This window comes from Pseudomonas tehranensis (assembly GCF_014268615.1).
In the GTDB taxonomy this organism is placed as follows: Bacteria; Pseudomonadota; Gammaproteobacteria; order Pseudomonadales; family Pseudomonadaceae; genus Aquipseudomonas; species Aquipseudomonas tehranensis.
Genome location: NZ_JABWQV010000080.1, coordinates 1 through 20,397 on the forward strand (window position 1 = coordinate 1; position 20,397 = coordinate 20,397).

At 63.9% G+C, this 20,397-nt stretch carries 7 protein-coding genes; 2 read left to right on the forward strand and 5 right to left on the reverse strand.

All coding sequences use genetic code 11. The features are described from left to right. From HU811_RS13955 to HU811_RS13975, 5 genes are all read right to left on the reverse strand, one after another. The coding region (locus tag HU811_RS13955) for a non-ribosomal peptide synthetase (protein ID WP_186656453.1) at window positions 1–7,809 on the reverse strand (7,809 nt) is incomplete at its 3' end. 58 nt (window positions 7,810–7,867) lie between these two features. After that, the gene (locus HU811_RS13960) at window positions 7,868–10,930 is read right to left on the reverse strand and encodes a non-ribosomal peptide synthetase (protein ID WP_186656454.1); all 3,063 of its coding nucleotides are present in this window, start codon (window positions 10,928–10,930) and stop codon (window positions 7,868–7,870) included. Between the two features lie 111 nt (window positions 10,931–11,041). Further along, window positions 11,042–12,088 carry a TauD/TfdA family dioxygenase gene (locus tag HU811_RS13965; protein ID WP_186656455.1) on the reverse strand — a complete coding sequence of 349 codons (1,047 nt, stop codon included), beginning with the start codon at window positions 12,086–12,088 and terminating at the stop codon, window positions 11,042–11,044. Window positions 12,089–12,105: 17 nt separating this feature from the next. After that, window positions 12,106–15,534 carry a condensation domain-containing protein gene (locus tag HU811_RS13970; RefSeq protein ID WP_186656456.1) on the reverse strand — a complete coding sequence of 1,143 codons (3,429 nt, stop codon included), beginning with the start codon at window positions 15,532–15,534 and terminating at the stop codon, window positions 12,106–12,108. A gap of 7 nt (window positions 15,535–15,541) precedes the next feature. Further along, window positions 15,542–16,519, reverse strand: a complete 978-nt coding sequence (locus HU811_RS13975) for a TauD/TfdA family dioxygenase (protein WP_186656457.1) — start codon at window positions 16,517–16,519, stop codon at window positions 15,542–15,544. 248 nt (window positions 16,520–16,767) lie between these two features. Between HU811_RS13975 and HU811_RS13980 the strand changes: the two genes are divergently transcribed. Both HU811_RS13980 and HU811_RS13985 read left to right on the forward strand, forming a co-directional pair. Beyond that, window positions 16,768–18,831 (forward strand): TonB-dependent receptor, encoded by a 2,064-nt coding sequence (locus HU811_RS13980; RefSeq protein WP_092396321.1) that lies wholly within the window; start codon window positions 16,768–16,770, stop codon window positions 18,829–18,831. 108 nt (window positions 18,832–18,939) lie between these two features. Further along, complete coding sequence (locus HU811_RS13985; RefSeq protein WP_186656460.1) at window positions 18,940–20,361, forward strand: diaminobutyrate--2-oxoglutarate transaminase; 1,422 nt, start codon at window positions 18,940–18,942, stop codon at window positions 20,359–20,361. Window positions 20,362–20,397 lie beyond the last annotated feature (36 nt).

The window sequence follows — 20,397 nt, forward strand, 5'->3', positions numbered from 1 at the left end:
GCCGCTGTAGTGACGTTCGGTGGCGTTCCACTCGATCAGTTGGCGATGACGCTCGGCCGCCGGCAACGGTGACCAGTCCCCGAGACGGGTCTGCGGTGCTTCGAGCATGGCTTCCAGCAGTTGTTGCCACTGTTCCAGCCAACGCCGGGCCGTGGTTTCGCTGAACAGCGCGGCGCGGTACTCCAGCAACACCGACAGCACCTCGCCGTCGTGCACTTCCCAGTTCAGGTCGTACTTGGTGGCCTGGGCGGTCACCGCCCGTTCGCTGACCTGCAACTGCGGCCATGGCTGGCTCGACGAATCGGCGTTCTGCATGGCGAACAGCACTTGGAACAGCGGCGTCTGGCCGAGGCTGCGCGAAGGTTTCAGGTGCTCCACGACCTGGTCGAACGGCACGTCCTGATGCTGCTGGGCATCCAGCACACGGTTGCGCACCTGGCCCAGCAAACCTTCGAAATCCAGCGTCGGATCCAGATCGGCGCGCATGACCACGGTGTTGACGAAGCAGCCGATCAGCGGTTGCAGCTCGGCGAATGGACGCTGGGCCACCGGGCTACCGACCCGTACGTCGCGCTGGTTGGCGTAGCGCCCCAAGAGCAACTGCGCCGCACCGAGCATGAGCATGTACAGCGTGGCGCCGCGTTGCTGGGCGAACTGCCGCAGGCGTTCCACCAGGGCGGGTGGCAATTGCAGTTGCACTGCGCCGGCCGTCGGGGCGAGCTGGTTTGGACGGCCCTGTTCGGTCGGCAGATCCAGCAGGTAGTCGCCGTCCTCCAGTTGGTTGCGCCAGTATTCCAGTTGGCTGCTGAACGCGGTCTGTTGAATGGGCTCGCGCTGCCAGAGGGCATAATCGGGGTATTGCAGCGCCAGCGCCGGCAGTGCCGCCGGAGTGCCCTGGCACTGGGCGGTGTAGAACTGTCGCAGTTCATCCAACAGGTTCTGGCTGGAGGCGTCATCGGTGGCGCAGTGGTGCACGCTGAGCAACAGCAGCGACTGGGCGCCGCCACTGCGTTGCAGCAGTGTGGCACGCACGGGCACTTCGGCGGCGAGGTCGAAACGGCGGCCAGTTTGCGCGTGGATCGCCGCGTCGGTCAGTTGTTGCCACTGTTCGTCGCTGGCGGCCTGCAGTGGCGTGACTTGCAAGGTGATAGCGACTTGCGGTTCGACGATCAACGCCAACTCACCGTCGGTATCGCGCACGATGCGGCTGCGCAGAATCTCGTGGCGCTGGACCACGCTGTCCAGGGCCGTTTGCAGGGCCTGGACATTGAGTTCGCCGTTCAGTTGCACGGCGCTGACCACGTTGTATTCACCACCGCCGGCGCTCAGTTGTTCGAGGAACCACAAGCGTTGCTGTTCGAACGACAGCGGTAGGCGCGCCGGACGTGCCGGTGCAACGAAGGTCGCCGCCGGGGCTTGCAGGGGATCGCCCAGCAGCGCGGCCAAGGTTTCAAGGGTCGGGTGTTCAAACACCGACCGCAACGGTGGCACGCTGGTGAACTGTTGGCGCAGGCGGGCAAACAGCGCCGCCGCCAGCAGCGAGTGGCCGCCAAGGTAGAAGAAGTGGCTGTCACGGCCGATCTGCGACGGCGGCACGTTCAGCAACTCGGCCCACAGGGCGGCCAGTTGCTGTTCGGCGGCGCTGCGCGGTGGCTCCAGGGCGTCTGGTGCGGCTTGGATATCCGGGGCCGGCAAGGCCTTGCGGTTGAGTTTGCCGTTGTCGGTCAGCGGCAATTCATCGAGCAGCACAAACGCCGATGGCACCATGTAGTCGGGCAGGGCGGCGCCAATGGCTTTGCGCCAGGCGTGGATGTCGGCCTGCTGATCGCACGTCACGTAGGCCACCAGGCGCTTGTCACCGGGCACGTCTTCACGGGCTAATACCACGGCCTGGCGCACGCCCGGTTGGGCGCCGATCAGGGTTTCAATTTCCCCCAGTTCGACGCGGAAGCCACGAATCTTCACCTGGTGATCCATGCGTCCCAGGTATTCGAGCTGGCCGTCGGGCAGCCAGCGCACCAGGTCGCCGGACTTGTACAGCCGCGCGCCGGGCAGCGACGAGAACGGGTCTTCGATGAACACCTTCGCAGTCTGTTCGGCACGGTTGAGGTAGCCCAGGGTCACGCCTGCGCCGCCGATGTGCAGTTCCCCCGGGACGCCCACCGGCATCGGGTTGAGGAAAGCATCGAGCACGTAAGTGCGCACGTTGGCGATCGGCCGGCCAATGATCGGCCGCAGCGGGAAGTCATCCACCGCACAGCCGGTTGCATCGACCGTGCATTCGGTCGGGCCGTAGGTGTTGAAGAAGCGGCTGCCGGCAATCGACGGCAGGCGTTGCCATAGCTGCGCATCCACCGCATCGCCACCGAACAGCACGAAGCGCGGCAGGTACACCTCGCCACGGCGAACACTGTCGCTTTCAAGCAGGGCCTTGAGTTGCGCCGGGGTGCACTCGAAGGCTTCCAGGCGCGTGTCGCGGAAGAATCCGGCCAGGGCCTCGGGGTCGTAGCGCACGTCTTCCGGGGTCAGGTACAGGCTGTGGCCGTCGAGCAGCAGGATCAGTTCGGCCACCGAGCTGTCGAAGGCGAACGAATAGTTGAAACTGGTGCGCATCGGCTGGTCGGTGTAGCGGCGATACAAACCATGGATACGCGCCCAGGCCAGGTTGACCACCGAGCCGTTGGTCACCAAGGTCCCCTTGGGCTTACCGGTCGAGCCGGAGGTGTACATGATGTAGGCCAGGTCTTGCGGGCCGGCGAGCGGGGCAGGATTGCTGTCTGGCTGGTTGGCGAACAGCGCTGCGTCGCTGTCCAGGCGCAAGCGTGGCAGTTCGGCGCCCAGCTGTTCCAGCAGGCCTTGCTGGCCAAGGAACAGTGCCGGTTGCGCGTCTTCGAGCATGTACGCCAGGCGATCCACCGGGTAGGTCGGGTCCAGTGGTACATAAGCGCCGCCTGACTTGAGAATGCCCAGCAGGCCGACCAGCAGTTCCAGCGAACGCTCGACACACAACGCCACCGGGCGGTTGGCGCCGACGCCCTGGCTGCGCAGGAAATGCGCCACCTGGTTGGCCCGACGGTTCAGTTCGCCATAGCTCAGGCTGCGGCCTTCGAAGCACAGGGCGTCACGCTCCGGGGTGCGCTCGGCCTGTTGTTCGAACAACTGGGCGAAGGTCAGGTGCGTCGGCACCTGCATCTCGGTACGGTTCCACTCGACCACGGTGCGTTGCCACTCCGCGTCCATCAGCAGCGGCAAGGCGGCGACCGGGCGCTGTGGCTCGGCGAGCATGTGTTCGAGCAGATGCTCCAGGCGCGCGAGAGTCTGGCGGGCGCTGTCGGCGACGAATAGGTCGAGGGCGAACATCAGCTCCAGCTGGATCGGCGCATTGGCCGGGCACAGCACGTGCAAATCCAAGTCGCATTCGGAGTGCCGCAGCGGCGTGTCCAGGGCTTCGAATTCCAGCCCGGGGAAGCGTAGGCGCGATTCCATGGCCAGTTGCTGGGCGACCATCACCTGGTACAGCGGCGCATGGCTGAGGCTGCGCGGCAGTTGCAGGCTGTCGACCAATTGTTCGAACGGCAGGTCCTGATGCAGCAGGCCACTGCGCAGACGCTCGGCCACTTGTTTGACCAGGGCGGTGAAGCCAGCTTGCGGCTCGAAGTCCGCGCGAATCGCCAGGTTGTTCAACAGAATGCCCAGCAGGCCTTCGGTGCCCGGTTGTTCCCGGTGAGTGACCGGGGTGCCGACCAGCACCGTGGCGTCGCCGCTCAAGCGGTGCATCAACACGGCGAAGCCGGCGAACAGGACGGTGAACGGCGTGGTGCCGAGGCGACTGGCAAAGGCTTGCACCCGGCCACTGAGGTCGGCGCTGAGTTCACGCTGCACGATCCCGGCGCGGTAGCTTTGCACCGATGGCCGTGGGTGATCGGTGGGCAAGGCCAGCAGCGGGCTGGCATCGCTGTCGCGACGGTCCAGGGTGGTGGTCCAGTAATCGAGTTGGCGCTTGAGTTCGGCGCCTTGCAGGTGTTCGCGCTGCCAGAGGGCGAAGTCGGCGTACTGCAATGGCAGGGCCGGTAGTTCGGCGGGAGTGCCGTTGCAACGGGCTTCATAACCCAGAGCCAGCTCGCGCAGGGCGATGGTGGCCGACCAGGCGTCCGAGACCAGGTGGTGCAGGGCGATGCCCAACACATGCTCACCCGGCCCCAGGCGCAGCAAACGCGCCCGCAGCAGGGGTGGGCAGGTCAGGTCGAACGGCTGCTCGAAGGTATCTTGCAAGGCGTTGAACTGCGCACCTTCGCGAGCGGTGGCGGTCAGGCCCGACAGGTCTTCGAAGGGCAGTGCCATTTCCAGCGCTGGGCTGATGCGCTGGCACGGCAGGCCGTTGGTGCTGTGGATGCCGGTGCGCAGGATTTCATGGCGCACCAGCAGGTCGTTCAGGCTGGCGTGCAGCGCCTCGACATTGAGTTCGCCCTTCAGATGCAGGGCGAACGGGATGTTGAACAACGTGGTGCCCGGCGTCAGTTGCTCGATGAACCACAGCCGTTGTTGCGAGAACGACAGCGGCAGCAGCGCTGGACGCGGTTGGGCCTTGAGCGCGCTGATCGCCGCGGTTTGCGGTGCGGCGGCCTGGGTCTGGCGCGCGGCGATGGCTGTAGCCAGCAAGGCCACGGTGGGGTGCTCGAACAGCACCCGCAACGGCAGGTCGAGCTTGAATTGGGTGCGCAGGCGGGCAACGATCTGGGTCGCCAGCAGCGAATGCCCGCCGAGGGTGAAGAAGTTGTCTTCCACGCCGACCGTATCGCGGCCCAGCACTTCGGCCCAGATGGACGCCACGGTGGTTTCCAGTGCGTTGCGCGGGGCGATGCTTTCCTCGGCGTCGGCCTGCCAGTCCAGTTCCCGGGCGGCCAAGGCCTTGCGATCGACTTTGCCGTTGTTGTTCAGCGGCAGCTTGTCCAGGCAGACGAAGGCCGCCGGCACCATGTACGGCGGCAGTTGCGCCCGCAGGTGGTCGCTCAGGCCGTCGCTTCCCAGGGACTCGTCATAGGCCGCCCAGTACGCCACCAGCCAGGCTTCGCCGACGCTATTTTCCCGCAGCAGGACGGCGGCTTCGCGCACATTCGGGTGCTGGGCGAGACGGTGTTCGATTTCCGTCAGCTCGATCCGGTGCCCGCGCAGTTTGACCTGCTGGTCGCGGCGGCCGAGGTATTCGATCACCCCGTCTGCACGCCAGCGGCCCAGGTCACCGGTGCGGTACAGGCGACCTTCGAGTTGAGGGTGGTCGATAAAGGCGTCAGCGGTGCGCTGCGGGTCGTGCAGGTAGCCGCGGCCGACGCCGACGCCCCCGACACAGATTTCCCCGGCCACGCCAACCGGCACCGGGCGCAGGGCTTCGTCCAGCACATACAGGCGGTTGTTGGCGGTCGGCTGGCCGATGGGCATGTGACTGACTTCGGCCCCCGGGGCTGCGAAGATCGGCTGGAAGGCTACGTCGTCGGCGCATTCGGCCGGCCCGTAGGCGTTCATCAGGGCGATGTTGGGGAAGCGCGCGAACCAGTCCCGGGCCACGGTCGGCGGCAGGGCTTCACCGGTGGGCAATACCCAGCGCAGGTCCGGCAGTTGCAAATCGCACGGGCACAGCGCGAGCAAGGTGCGCATCAGGCTCGGGACGATTTCCAGCACGCTCAGGCGCTCGCTGGCGAGCACTTGCAGCAGGCGTTGCGGGTCGTGGGCGACTTCATCCGGAAGAATGTGCACGGTGGCACCGAGCACCGGCGCGGCGAGGAACTGCCACACCGAAATGTCGAACGCCACCGACGCGGTCTGCGGAATGCGGTCGTCGGCATTGAGCCCCAGGGCCGGCACCTTGCCGAAGATGTTATTGAGCATGCCGCGCTGTTCGATCATCACGCCCTTCGGCGTGCCGGTCGAACCCGAAGTGAACAGCACGTAGGCCAGGCTGTCCGGGCCACCGAGCCGCGGCAGTGGCGAATCGTTGCTGGACGTCCAGCAGGCCTCGGCGAACAGCGCCTCGGGCGCCGGGTCGAGGCCGCTGAGCAGTTGATCGAGCAGGCCGCTGCAGGCTTCGCTCGCCACCAGCAGAGGCGCGCGGGACAGCCCGAGGATTTCCCGCAGGCGCTCGGGCGGGTGATTGACCTCAAGGGGCAACATCGCTGCGCCAGCCTTGAACACCGCCAGCATCATGGTCAACAGCGCCAGGCCACGAGGGGCCACCAGCGCGACCAGTTGATCTTCACCGGCGCCGGCCTCGCGCAGGGCATGGGCCAGGCGCGTGGAACGCAGGTCCAGCTCGGCGTAGGTCAGCGACTCACCGGCGCAGATCGCAGCGACCTGATCACCGCGCTGGGCGACCTGGGCGGCAAACAGCTCGGCGTAACTTTGATCCAGCGGGAAGTCGTGGGGGTTGAGTGCCCACTCACCCAGCAACTGTTGGCGTTCCTCGGCGGCCAGCAGTTCGAAGCTGGCCAATGGCGCGTCGGGGGCGGCGAGCATGCTGCGCACCAGGCTGGCGATGTGGCCCAGCAGGCGTTGCACGGTGGCGGCTTCGAAACGTTCGCGGTCATAGGACACGCGGATGCCCAGCTGTTCTCCCGGCAGGATCACCACGGTCAAGCCGTAGTGGGTGTGCACGCTGTGGTCCATGCCTTCGAGGCTGAACTGGAAGCCGCCTTCGAGGATCTGTTCGTCGATGGGCGCGTTTTCGAACACCAGGATACTGTCGAACAGGGTCTCGCCCCGGGGGAAATCGCTCCAGCCCTGGATGTCGGTCAACGGTGTGTGCTCGAAGTCACGCATGTCGACGTTGAGCTTTTGCAGGTCGCCCAGCCAATGGCCGAGCGTGGCATTCGGGTCCACCGAAACCCGCAGCGGCAGGGTGTTGATGAACAGACCGATCATCTCCGCTACACCGGTCAGGTCGGCCGGACGCCCGGCCACGGTGACGCCGAACACCACGTCCTGTTGCCCGCTGTAGCGCGACAGCAGCAGTGACCAGACACCCTGGAAAAACGTGTTCGGGGTGATCCGCCGACTGCGGCAGAACGCCGCCAGCGCCTGGGTTTGCTGCTCGTTCAGGTGAATCAGTTGGTCGTCCACCAGCACCGCATCGGTGTAGCGGTCGCGGGTCACGCCGTTGTCCACGGTCAGTGGCGTAGGGGCGTTGAGGCCTTGCAGTTGGCCGCGCCAGAATTGCTCGGCCTTGCCCGCATCCTGGCGTTGCAGCCACTGGATGTAATCGCGAAATGGCCGAGGGCTTTTCAGCTCCGGCGTGCGGTCGTTGCACAGTGCTTCGTAGACTTTGAGGAAGTCCACGGTCACCAGGGAAATGCACCAGGCGTCCATCAGGATGTGGTGGAAGCTGCGAATGAATTCGTAGGACTCGTCAGCCAGGCGCACCAGCCGAAAGCGAATCAGCGGTGGTTTGGACAGGTTGAAGCCGACTTTCTGCTCGTCTTCGAGCAGGGTGCGGATCCGCGCTTCCTGCTCATGGGGGGCGAGTCCGCGCAAATCGAGGGTGTCCAGCGGTACCTTGACCTGACGATGGATCACCTGCACCGGTTGCTTTTGGCTTTTCCACTGGAAACTGGCACGCAGGGAAGGGTGCAGCGCCACCACCTGGCGCCACGATTCGAGGAACGCGCCTTCATCGATGGCCCCGCCGATGCGGTAGCGATCCTGCATCAGGTACACACCGGAGTCTTCGTGCAGCAGGGAGTGGAACAGCATCCCTTGTTGCAGCGGCGACAGCGGGTAAATGTCTTCGATCGGGTTACCGGTGGTTTTTTCGCTGGTCATTAAAACGGTCCTGCGTAAATAGGGGCGACGGTGATGGCGTGGTGACGAGAAGAACCGCTCACAGGTCGGCCTCGTCCAGTTCGGCCATCAGCGCTTGCATTTCGTCATCGGACAGGCCCGAGGCGCTGAATTCGGTGCTGTCGGCTTGCGGCTCGGCGGCGCTCGGATCCAGCGGTTGCGCGACCTCGGCCATGGCTGCGACGGTCTGGCGTTCGAAGACTTGCTTGGCCGACAGCGCGATGCCTTGCTCATGGGCCTGAGCCACCACTTGCAGGCTCAGGATCGAGTCGCCGCCGATGGCGAAGAAATTGTCGGTGACGCTCACTGTCGAGAGTTTCAAGACCTTGGCGACGATGGCTTGCAGGGTGGTTTCCATGGCGTTGCGCGGCGCCACGTGGGCGCTTTCGTCGAGCTGCTCCGGGTCGGGCAACTGGCGGGTGTCGAGCTTGCCGTTGGGCGTGCGGGGAAAGCTCGCCAGGGTCAGCACCAGGGCCGGCACCATGTACGACGGCAGGCGTTCGCCGAGGAAACGCTTGATCGCCTCCGAGTCCGGTGCGTAGCCGTGGGCGGCCAGGATATAGGCGAGCAGGCGCTTGCCGGCGGCATGTTCCTGAACGATCACCGCGGCTTCGCGCACGTCGCTGTGGCTGCACAACTGGCGTTCGATTTCGCCCAGCTCGATGCGGTAGCCACGGACCTTGACCTGATGGTCCTTGCGCCCCAGGAACGCCAGGCGCCCGTCGGCCAGCCAGCATGCCAGGTCACCGGTGCGGTAGGCGCGAGTGCCGTCGGCCAGGGTGACGAAGGCCTTGGCGGTTTCTTCGGGTTTGTGCCGATATCCGCGGGCCAGGGCGGGGCCGGCGAGGACGATTTCACCTGGTTCGCCAATGCCGCAAGCCGTGTCGAATTCATTCAGCAGGCGCAGGTCCATGCCGGCGATCGGACGGCCGATGCTGACGTTCCGGCGTGGGTCCAGCACCTCATAGGTGGCCCATACGGTGGCCTCAGTGGGACCGTATTCGTTCACCAGATGTGCGTGTGGCAGGGTCTTGCTGTGTTGCGCGATCAGCGACGGCGGGCAAGCCTCACCCGCGACGATCCAGCAGGCGAGGCTGTCGGTTCCCCCGCTGCGCTGCAATTGATCGAGCAGGGCTTGGTACAGCGACGGCAGCGACAGGCCGTGGCTGACCTGGTGCTGGGCAATCAACTGCGCCAGGCGGGCCATCTCCAGCTCTTCGCCCGGGGCGGGCAATACCAGGCGCCCGCCTTGGGCCAGAGTCCAGAAAATCCCGGCGACCGAACTGTCGAAGGCAAACGACGACAACAACAGGTAGGCGCGCACCGGGGTCTCATAGGCCGCCATGCGTACCTGGGTCGAGAAACTCAAGGCGCCGTGGCTGATTTCCACGGCTTTCGGCGCACCGGTAGAACCGGAGGTGTAGATCAGGTAGGCGAGGTCGTTGGCGTCCGGCAAGGGCAGCGCCGGCCAATCGCCGAGGTCCTGTGTCGTCAGCTCATCCAGCACGAAGCGTTGCAGGTTGGCCGGCACGCTGTCAGCCAGTTCTGCGCTGACCACGATGTGGGCGATGGCGCTGTCGGTGAGCATGTAGGCGCGACGGTCGGCCGGGTAGGTCGGGTCGACGGGCATGTAGGCGCCACCGGCTTTCAAAACGGCGAGCATGGCGACAATGGCCGCGTTGCTGCGGGCGAACAGGATGCCGACAGGCACCCCTGGACCGATGCCGGCGGCGACCAGTTGATGGGCCAGTTGCGTGGCGCAGGCGTCGAGGCGGCTGTAGCTCAGGTCGCCGTCCTTGTCGCTGAGGGCGATGGCGTTCGGTTGTTGGCGAACCTGACGGGCAATCAATTCCACCAGCGTCACCGGTTCGATGGAGGGGGCGCTCGCGCCGGTGCCGATCAACTGCGATTGCAGCGTGCCACCCAGGGGCAATTGGGCCCAGCCCCGTTGCGGTTCGGCCAGGGCGCCTTGCAGCAGTTGCAGCCATTGTTCGGCAAGGCAGCCCGCAGCGTCGGCGCTGAGGACATGGCGGTCGTAGACCACCTGCGCGTGCAGGCTGTCGGGCAACTGGCGGACGTTCAGGCAAGCCTTCAACGGGTTCATGACCGCACTGGCATGGCGCTCCCGGGCATCGCCGGAGCGCCAGGCAAAAGCGTATCCGGCGGGGTGGTCGCCGGTGTAATAGTCTTGCCAGCCAATCAGCCGCTCCAGGGTGGCGGCCACTTGCGTGCTTTGCTCCAGCAGGGGCGCCTGGGCATCCAGTTCGATGCTCACGGGCAGGCACTGTTCGAACAGGCCCAGGGTGTTCTCCAGTTCCGCGCCGCGACTTTCATGGATCAGAGTGAGTGGCACCTGCTGCTGGCCGACCAGTCGTCCCAGGACCGCAGCCCATGCCGCCAGCAGCAGTTCCGGGGTCAGGGCCGGGTGACGGGCGAGGTCGGCCGGCAGCGTCAGCTCCAGTCGGGTCGGCGCAAATCCACCATCGAGGGGCGATTCCAGCGGCAGCTGCAAGGTGGCCTGTTCGGTGTCGCCCGCAGGTTTCCAGAAGCTCACGCCCGGATGGTCCGGCGCGTCTTCCACCAGGCTCCAGCGCCATTCGGCGTAATCGGCGTACTGCAGGGTTTCGGACAGGTCCGTGGCAGTGTCCTGCAGCAATGCACCGGCCAGCCATTTCAGGCTGGCGAGGTCGAAATGGCTGCTGGCCGCCGCGAGGTCCAGCACGTATTGCTCATCGGACAGGCGCACCAGGGTCACCCACAGCGGCGTTGTCCAGTCACGGGGCTGGGTGGCGAGTTGAGCGAGCGCGGCGTCCTGGTCGGCGCGGCTGTGTGGGCGCAGGTCCTGGAGGTTCACCGCCAGTGAGCCGGCTTCGTCAATCACCTGCACCGGGTGGCGCAGACCTGGCACGGCCATCAGGCGTGTGCGCAGGATTTCACTGCCGGCCACCAGTGCCTGCAGGCGGTTGTTCAGTGCATCGACATCCAGCGGTTGCAACAGCGACCATTGCAAATGGCAGCTAAACGGGTGCGCCGCTGCGCCGTGGGTGTGGGGGTAAACCGATGCCTGTTGCGGCGAAATACGAAAACCTTGAAGTCCGCTCATGTTCATCTCGACTGGAAAAGGGCTTGAGCCTGGATCACCGCACAGACGTCGGGGCTTGCTGGACTCGTGTCAGGCAAGCCGCCTGCGAACGGCGGGTGGACCCGTTGAATGTCAGACGGCAACGTCGCTCGACAGCAGGGCTTCAGCCATGCCGGTCATGATGGCGCGCTTGCCGGTAAAGGGTTCGCGACCGTGCACGGCGAGCATGTTGTCGATGAACAACACGTCGCCCTGCTGCCAACTGAAGCGCACCAGCGAGTCGAGGTAGGCCGCGCGTAGCGATTCCAGAACCTGCGGCTCGATCGGTTCGCCATCGCCGTAAAAGGTGTTGGTGGGCAGGTCGAGGTCGTTGAAGTTGCTTTGCAGCGAATCGCGGATTCGCCCGGGCAGGGTGCTGATGTGGAAGAACGTGGCGTGGTTGAACCAGACCTCTTCGCCGGTGCGCGGGTGGCGCACCACGGCCGGTCCGCGTTGGCGGGTGCGCAGGCGATTGTTGTCTTTCCATTCCACTTCGATGCCGACGCTGGCGCAGTAGGCTTCCACTTCGCGGCGGTCTTCGGACTGGAAAACGCTCTGCCACGGCAGGCCGAAACCGTCGCCGTAGTTGCGAACGTACAGCACGCCTTTTTCCCGGAACCGCGCTTCGATCTGCGGGCTGATCCTGGCCTTTACGGCGCGGATCGAGCCGATCGGTGTTTCACCGCCAGTCTCGGACGGCAGTTGGCAGTAGAAGAACAACCGCAGGGGGAAGCGCGGCGAATAGGAGTGCTCGTTGTGGGGGAAAATCATCTGGTCGGCCGGGTAGTCGGTCGAGGTGTAGATGTTGCCGCCGACCCGTGTCCGGGGGGACGCGCGGAACATGTATTCCAACGCCCCGGGGGAGAGGGCGGCGATCACCTGGTCGAACTGCTCGACAGACGCGACGTTGAAGCCGCGAAACAGCAGGGCGCCGTACTGCAGCAATTTTTTTTCCAGCGACTCGCGTTCCCGGGCGGCCCAGGCGATCAGGTCAACGCCGCTGACCGCCGGCTCGATCACCAGGGGCAGGGCGTGGTCCGGACTGAGCAGGCGCTCGGTGACCAACTGTTGTTCCGAGACGTTCATGGCTTTGCGACGCACGGCGCCAAGGGCGCGTGGCGATGGGGGCACGATAGACATAACGGCATCCGACTCGGTTAAAGGGACAAGGAGCGACGTTTGGCTTGCATCATCTGGCTACGACCGGCCAGCGCCTGGGATTGCTGTCGCTCCCGGGCGAAGGCCTGATCCCAGCTGTCGATGCGCTCGGCCAGTGCCGGCAACGGCTCGTCCAGCAGGCTGTGCATCTGCTCCAGCAGGCGCGTCCATAGGTGTTGCAGGCGCAAGGCACGGTCCCGGTCGAAGTATTCGCCGCGATACTTGAGGGTCGCGGCGAGGCCTTCGTCGCCGTGCACCAGGTCGAGCACCAGGTGGAAATCCCCCGGTGCCTGGGCCACGTCGAGCGCGGACAACTGTGCGCCAGCGATGGCGGTCGGGGTCACCCGTGACGGTTGATAGTTGAGCTTGACCTGAAACAGCGGCGAGTGACCGGGGCGGCGCTGCGGCGCGAGTGCCGAGACCACCAGATCAAAAGGCAGGCCTTGATGGGCGTAGGCCAGGCGCGACTCATCGCGAACCTGCTCAAGGAAACCGGCCAGGGTCGCTTCGCCGCGCAAGTCACAACGCAGGGTCAACTGGTTGACGAAGAAACCGATGACGTCGTTGTGCTCTGCCAGCGGTCGGCCGCTGACGTCGGTGCCCAACAGGAACTGCGGCTGGCCGCCCAGTTGCTTGAGGACCAGTTGGTAGCTGGCCAGCAACAACATGAACAACGTCATGCCTTGTTCACGGGCCAGCGCTGCCAATCGCTCGCAGCCGGTCTGGGGCACGTTGAAGTCCAGGCTGTATTCGCCAGGGGCCTGGCCGCTACCACCCAGTTCCAACGTTTGCGGCATGCCGGCCAGGTGTTCGCGCCAGAAGCCTTGCTCGGTGGCGATTCGCTGTTCGCTCCAGTGCAGGGCTTCCCATTGGGCGAAAGCCAGGTATTGCCCCGGCAGCCCCACGTCTGCCGAGCCAGCCAGTTCCGCCAGCAGCACCTGTGCCGAACGCCCGTCGAAGGCGATGTGGTGCAGCGTCAACAGCAGGTCATGGTGTTGGTCATGTCGGCTGAGTAACTGCGCTCGCAGCACTGGGCCGGCTTGCAGATCGACAGGGGTGGCGTGTTCTTGGGCCAGGCGTTCGTTCAGCGTCTGCTGTTGCTGTGCTTCGTTCTGCTCACGCAAATCATGATGGGCCAGTGCTACAGCCGTGGCCGGCAATACCTGTTGTTGCGGGCCATCGACACTGTCGCGGTACACCGTACGCAACACGCCGTGACGCTCAACCAGCGTGTTCAGTCGCAGGGCCAACGTCTCGATGTCCAGCGGACCTTGCAGGCGCAGGTGCAGCACCAGGTTGTGGCGGGTGTCGTCCGGGTTCAGTTGGCGCAGGAACCACAGGCGACGCTGGGCGAACGATTGATGTCCCTGACAGGGGTTGGTCTGCCCGGTGGGAGCGTCAGCCGTTGGCGTTGGATCATTGAGGAACGCGTGCAGGGCCAGCGCCCATTGTCCCAGGGTGGTTTCCCCGAACAGGTCCTGAGTATCGAGGTTCCAACCCAGGTCCCTGTGCAGGCGCGCGGCAAAGTCGGCCACGCCGATGGAATCCAGGCCCTGGCCGATCAGGCTGAGGTCGAAGTCGGCGCAAAAATACGGATTGACCGCGTGCAACGTCTGTTCCAGCCATTGGCGGCAGGCGGCTTGGGCCTGTTGCGACGTTTCGGTCGCCAGGCGCTTGAGCCGGGCAAGGTCAAGGGGCTCGTCGTTCGAGGCCAGCGTTCCACCGCTCTGGGCGATGATGCTCAACGTGCCGGCGGCCAGTTGTTTGCGCGCACCTTGGCGGGCGATCTTGCCGCTGGTGGTCATCGGGATGGTGCCGGCTTGCACCAGCACAATCTGGTCAATGCCACAGTCGGCGGCTTCGCGCACAGCGTTTTGCATCGACGTGAACAGCGCCGGATGATGCGCCGGGTCGACGAACTTGCGCTGCGGCTCGGCGACAATCACCAGTTTCTCGCGGCCCAGTGCCGGGTCCATTTGCGCGAAGGCGGCGATGCGTCCGGTACGGATGCCGGGCTCGGCGTCGGTAATGGCGAATTCGATGTCGTGGGGGTAAAGGTTGCGCCCATTGAGAATCAACAGGTCCTTGAGCCGCCCGCAGATCACCACCTGGCCTTCGTGCATGAAGCCCAGGTCGCCGGAGCGCAGGTAATGCTCCGATGAGCCGACAATCCGTGCCTCAAAGGCCTCACGAGTGGCTTCGGGATTGTTCCAGTAGGATTCGGCGTTGCTCGGGCCCTTGAGCCAGACTTCGCCGATGTGATCGGCGGCGCAGCGCTCGAAGGTTTGCGGGTCGACGATGGCGATGCTGTGCAAGGCTTGCGGATAACCGCAGGCGACGAACTCCACCGCGGCGGCATCGGCAGCGGCCAGGGCCACGCGACCGCTCTCTAGCACGGCTTTGTCCAGGCGCAGCACCACCGGCAGCGCATCGGCCGGCGTGGCGCTGACGCACAGCGTTGCTTCGGCCTGGCCGTAACCGGGGCTGATGGCCAACGGGTTCAGGCCGCAGGCGGCAAAACGCTGGGCGAAGGCTTCCAGGGTGCCGGGATGGATTGGCTCTGCGCCGTTGATGGCGTGTTTCCAGTTGCTCAGGTCCAGCTGTGCGATCAGGTTGTCGCTGACCACGCGGTTGCACAGGGCATAGGCGAAGTTGGGGGCGAAGCTGGCGGTGGCCCGGTAGCGACTCAATGCCTGCAGCCAGGTCGACGGCGCATTGACGAAGGTCTGGGAAGCCATCAGGTAGCACGGCATGCCGCTGTAGAGCGGGGCCAGCATGCCGCCGATCAGGCCCATGTCGTGATACAGAGGCAGCCAGTTGACCATGGCGCCGTGCTCGTCAAAATCGTACGCCTGGCGCATCAGTTCGACGTTGGCGATCAGGTTGCGCTGACGCACTTCGACGCCTTTTGGCGAGCCGGTAGAACCGGAGGTGTATTGCAGGAAGGCCACGGTCGAACCGTCGATAGCCGGGCGTTGCCACTGGCTGGCCGGTGGCGTGCCCAGATGCTGGACGGTCAGCACATCGACGCGGCCCTCCACCAGTTCCTGCAGGCTTTCGCAATGATCCGCCGGTGCCAGAATCAGCGCCGGCTCGGCATCCACTACCACGTTGCGGACGCGGTCGAGGTGGCGCGGTTTGCGCGACGGTGGCGGAAACAACGGCACGGCAATCAGGCCCGCATATAGGCAGGCACAGAAGGCACGGGCGTAGTCGAGGCTGCTGGGCAGCATCAACAGCACGCGATCACCCGGCGCATAACGCGCTTGCAGCGCGGCCGCCAGGGACTGGGACTGCTCGTGCAACTGGGCAAAGGTCAGGGTTTCGCCGATGTTTACACCGTCCGGCAAGAAATGCAGGGCAGCACGTTGAGGGAAGTGCTGGGCGTTGGCTTCCAGCACCTCAATCCAATGTTTGAATGAAAACATGTGCAATTCACGCCATGGCCACGATGACTTTACGGTCACCGGTGAAAGGATTGCGACCGTGTGCCACCAGTCGGTTGTCGAGCATCAGGATATCGCCCGGCTGCCAGGGGAAACTGACGGCAGTCTCGCGGTAAACCTCGCGTACGGTGTCGAGCATGTCGTCGGCAATGGCCGAGCCGTCGCCGAAGTAGACATGGCGCGGCAGGTTCTCTTCACCCACCGCTGCCAGCAGGCTGGCGCGTACGCTCGGTTCGATGGCCGAGACATGGAACAGGTGCGCCTGGTTGAACCAGACCCATTCACCGGTATCGGGATGCTGCTGCACGGCGGCGCAACGTTGGCGAGTGCGCAGGTCGCCATCGGCTTTCCATTCCCACTCGATGTCGTTGTCCCGGCAGTAGCGTTCGACCTGGGCACGGTCCTGGGTGTTGAAGACTTTTTCCCAAGGCAGGTCCAGGGCGCCGCTGTAGTTGCGTACATAGAGCAACTCGCGGCTGGCGAACAGCTCGCGGATCTCGGCGGGCATGCGCTGGTAGATCAGGCGGCTGTCGGCAATCGGGGTCTCGCCGCCGGTTTCACTGGCCTTGATGCAGTGAAACCAGATGCGCGAAGGCCAAGGGCGGGTGTAGGCCTGCTCGTTGTGCAAGGGTATGAATTGATGGGCCGGGTATTCCGTGGAGCTATAGACCCCGGCGAAGACTTTGCTGCGCGGCGTGGAACCGAATTCGTAACTGGCCAGCGGTGCCCCGAAGCTGGCAGCGAAGCGCTTGAAATCGATGGGCGTGGCGACGGCGAAACCGCGAAACAACACGCCGCCAACCGTGGTCAGCGCATGAGCCAGGCCGTCGCGAATCGAGGCGTCCAGATCGTGGATCGACTGTCCCGATGTCCCTTGCACCAGCAGGGGGAGCGACTGGGCGCTTGCATCCGTGGGCGCCATGGAAAAAAGCTCGGAACGCCCGTTCAGGTGTTCGATTGAGGTCATCCTTGTGCATCCTCTTATATCTTCTTCGACCAGTCACAAGACCTTGAAAGCAGGGCAGCGGTCGGTGGTGTAGGACTCGTCTGTAATGTATTCAGATCAATACAAGACGTCATACTAGGTACAAATGAGATAGATTATCAATACTATTTATTTAATTTTTTTTTTGGATTAGACTCCGCTCCGCTGGCGCCACACAGCCTTCGGCCAGCTCAAAAAACCTAAAAATATCTGTCGCAGGGGAGCGGGGCGTGAATTTCAAAAAGAACACAATTGCGTTGGCTGTAGGGTCGGCCATAGGCCTGAGCAACGCTGCATGGGCGGCCGAAGAAGCCGGCACGATGGAGATTGCTCCAATCACCGTGACAGGTGAAAAAATCGACCGCACGCTTGAACAGACCCAGTCCAGCGTCGTGGTCCTCACCGACAAGAATCTGCGAGAGCACGGCGACAAGGACCTGGTGGATGTATTCGCCCGCACGCCCGGCGTCTATAGCCAGGCCGGCAATGAAAACTGGGGTATCCGTGGTGTGCCGGTGTCCGGTTTTGACGACCAGGGCCCAGCGACTCTCAATGGTGCCGTATCCGTTTATGTCGACGGTGCCGTACAGCCGAACCGTGCGCTGACCCTCAGCCCGGTCCCGCTCTGGGATGCCGAACAGGTCGAAGTATTCCTTGGTCCGCAATCCACCACCCAGGGCCGTAACTCCCTGGCCGGCGCGGTGGTTATCCGGACCAAGAACCCAACCTTCGAACCGAGCTTTTCGGCGCAAACCAATGTGGGCAATTACGGTGAGCGCGGGGCGGCGGTGGCCGGTGGTGGCTCGATCGTCGACGACAAGATCGCCGGGCGTATTGCCGTGGACTATGGCGAGGGCGACGGTTACATCCGCAACACCACGCTCAATGACGACGCCAACCCGCGTCGCACCAGCAACACCCGCGGCAAATTGCTGATCCTGCCCAACGACGACACCGACGTGTTGCTCACCTACGCCCACAGCGAACATCGCCAAGGGGATCGTTCCACGATGCGCGGCGCCGACGGCAAGCCGAGCTATTACGACATTGGGTCCAACACCAAGGCCTTCGACAACCTCAAGCAGGATACCCTCAGCGCCAAGGTGGATTATCGTCTGAACGATGCCTGGTCGCTGACGAGCATGACCGCCAATACCAGTACCGACTACAGCAACCGTCTGGACTTCGACCAGAATGCCGTGGACAACGAGGTCGTTCTGCGTAAGCAAGACGGTAACCTGTTCAGTCAGGAGCTGCGTTTGAACTACACCTCGGACACGGTGAAGAGCTTTGTGGGTGCGTACTACGGCCACAACAGCAACAACTTCCACGACCGGTTGTTTTTCGATGACGTGCTGTTCGGTACGGTCAAGGGCGATACCACGATCGAGAACAAGGCAGTGTTCGGTGAAGTCAACTGGACGTTCGCACCGCGCTGGACCTTGATCACCGGCCTGCGTTACGACCACGAGACCAACGATACTGACGTCGAGCAGGACGATTTCTCCGAATCCGGCAAAGTCAAAAAGTCATTTGACGCCGTGCTGCCGAAACTCGGCATCGACTATGAGCTGGCCGCGAACCAATACCTCGGTTTCATGGTGCAAAAAGGCTACCGCGGTGGTGGCGTCAACCTGCGTTCCGGTAGCGGTCACCAAGCCTACGATCCGGAATACACCACCAACTACGAGCTGTCCTACCGCGGTTCGTTCTTCGACAAGACCCTGCGTACCCGCGCCAACCTGTACTACACGGATTGGAAAGACCAGCAGGTCAGTGTTAGGCGCAACGGCAGCGACTTCATTGATGTCTTCAACGCGGGTCGCAGCGATATCAAGGGGCTGGAAGTCTTCGCAGAGAAGGACATCACCGAACAGCTGACCTTGAACGTCGGCGCCTCCGTGACCGATAGCAAATATAAGGACTTCGTCACAGGCAGCGGGCAGGACAGGAGCGGTGAGTCGTTCCTCTATTCGCCTAAGTACAAGGCTTCGGTAGGGGGTGTCTATCGCTTCGACGACCGTCTGATATTAGGCACGGATATTGTCTATCAGGGCACCGCGCCTTCGGAGTATGAATTCGATTCAAATGGCAAAGTCACGGGTGAGCGTAAGAGCGACGCCTATGTTCTGGTGAACCTCAACGCCGAGTACAAAGTCACCAAGAACGTCGCTGTGTCCGCTTACGTCAAAAACGCCTTCGACAAGGAATACATCACCAACAACCGTAACGACGACATCATCGACGTCGGCGCGCCGCGCACGGTGGGGATGATTCTGCGCTACGACATGTAAAACCCAAAGGCGCGGGGAGGCAATCTCCTCGCGCCTGTCCTGCAACGTTTCGGATGTTTGTTTCCCGGCTGTTTGTTCCTTCCAAACCCAGCCTCCATGGAGGAAATCATGAGTGCTTTTTCGAATGTCACAGCGGGTGGCGCGCAACAGCTGCGCCTGTTGCACACCGGTCTGTCGAGTCCTTACTGCCTCGATCCGACTCCACTGCTGGAACGTCAGCAACAGCAGGAATCCAACGCCCGCAGTTACCCGCGACGCATTCCGCTGGTGCTTGAAAGGGCCCATGGCATTTATGTGCAGGACAGCCGGGGGCAAGTGTTTGTCGATTGCCTGGCCGGTGCCGGCACCCTGGCGCTGGGCCACAACCACCCGGTGATCATCGAAGCCATCACTCAGGTCATGGCGGCCGGTGTGCCGATGCACACCCTGGACCTCATGACGCCTGTAAAGGACGCATTCGTCCAAGAGATTTTCGCTTGCCTGCCCAGCGAGTTCGCTCGCCATGCACGCATCCAGTTCTGCGGCCCGAGTGGGGCCGATGCGGTCGAGGCCGCGCTCAAGCTGACTCGCACCGCCACGGGGCGGCATTCGGTCCTGGCGTTTGAAGGGGCCTATCACGGGATGACCCTGGGTACGCTGGCCATCAGTGGCAACCTGTCACCGAAAAATGCCCTCGGCGCACTGATGCCAGGTGTGCAGCGCCTGCCGTTCCCGCACGACTATCGTTGCCCTTTCGGAGTGGCCGGTGATCAGGCGGTCACGTTGAACGTGCGTTACCTGGAACACTTGCTCAACGACCCGGAAAGCGGAGTGACCGCACCGGCGGCGCTGATCCTGGAGCCGATTCAGGGCGAGGGCGGAGTGATTGCCGCGCCGGACCGCTGGCTGCAGGAACTGCGCCGATTGACCCAGGCCCATGGTATCCCGCTGATCGTCGACGAGATCCAGTGCGGCATTGCCCGCAGTGGCCGGATGTTTGGCTTCGAGCAATCGGGTATCACGCCGGATGTGATCACCCTGTCCAAAGCCATCGGTGGCGGGTTGCCGCTGTCGGTCATGGTCTACCACGAGTCGCTGGACGTCTGGCAGCCGGGCGCCCACGCCGGCACATTCCGCGGCAACCAGTTGGCGATGGCGGCGGGTACCGCGACCTTGCGTTTCATCCGTGATGAAGGCCTGGTCCAGCACGCTGAAAAGGTCGGCGCTTACCTGCAGAAACAACTGCAGGCGCTGCAAAACGAATTCGCCTGGATCGGCGATGTGCGTGGTCGCGGCCTGATGCTCGGGATGGAAATCGTCGACCCGCAGGGCACCCTTGATGTGCAGGGCCACCCGCCGGTGGACACGGCCCGGGCCAAGGCCTTCCAGCAGGCTTGCCTGAAGCACGGCTTGATCGTTGAGCTTGGCGGGCGCCATGGGGCGACGGTGCGCTTCTTGCCGCCGCTGATCATCACTGAGCAGGAGATCGATTTCGTTGCGAAAATCCTGTTCCAGGCCGCGAGCACGATCAACGAGCGCCCCGCAGGCTGAACTCAACACAAAACCTGTGGGAGCGAGCCTGCTCGC

What these genes read in the sequence shown, in the direction of transcription:
- HU811_RS13960 (WP_186656454.1), bottom strand. Translation starts at nt 10,930, where the DNA reads ATGAGCGGACTTCAAGGTTTTCGTATTTCGCCGCAACAGGCATCGGTT.
- HU811_RS13965 (WP_186656455.1), bottom strand. Translation starts at nt 12,088, where the DNA reads ATGTCTATCGTGCCCCCATCGCCACGCGCCCTTGGCGCCGTGCGTCGC.
- HU811_RS13985 (WP_186656460.1), top strand. Translation starts at nt 18,940, where the DNA reads ATGAGTGCTTTTTCGAATGTCACAGCGGGTGGCGCGCAACAGCTGCGC.
- HU811_RS13970 (WP_186656456.1), bottom strand. Translation starts at nt 15,534, where the DNA reads ATGTTTTCATTCAAACATTGGATTGAGGTGCTGGAAGCCAACGCCCAG.
- HU811_RS13975 (WP_186656457.1), bottom strand. Translation starts at nt 16,519, where the DNA reads ATGACCTCAATCGAACACCTGAACGGGCGTTCCGAGCTTTTTTCCATG.